Consider the following 379-nt stretch of genomic DNA (forward strand, 5'->3'; position numbering starts at 1 on the left):
CCCCCCCCCCCCCCCCCCCCCCCCCCCCCCCCCCCCCCCCCCCCCCCCCCCTTCTCAATGACACGGCCACCACCGAGATCTACACCGAAGGTTAATCGTCGGCAGCGTCAGATGTGTATAAGAGACAGCGCGAGGAGCCGGCCTGCACCTCGATCGTGTCCTGCGCGGTGAAGGCGAGGTCGCCCTGCGCACGATGGGTTTCGCGCCGCGGCCCTTTGCCGGCGTGCAATCCTTCCTCGACCGGCCGGACCCTGTCTCTTATACACATCTCCGAGCCCACGAGACTCTAGGCGCGATCTCGTTTGCCGTCGTCTGCGTGTAAAATGGGGGGGGGGGGGGGGGGGGGGGGGGGGGGGGGGGGGGGGGGGGGGGGGGGGGG

At 71.8% G+C, this 379-nt stretch carries 1 protein-coding gene; it reads right to left on the reverse strand.

The genetic code is table 11. The annotated features are described in order from the left end of the window. Window positions 1–91: 91 nt before the first annotated feature. The gene (locus JHD80_RS27360; RefSeq protein ID WP_199093749.1) at window positions 92–280 is read right to left on the reverse strand and encodes a hypothetical protein; all 189 of its coding nucleotides are present in this window, start codon (window positions 278–280) and stop codon (window positions 92–94) included. Window positions 281–379: the final 99 nt, after the last annotated feature.

The organism is Allobosea sp. ASV33 (assembly GCF_016428755.1).
GTDB lineage: Bacteria > Pseudomonadota > Alphaproteobacteria > Rhizobiales > Beijerinckiaceae > Allobosea.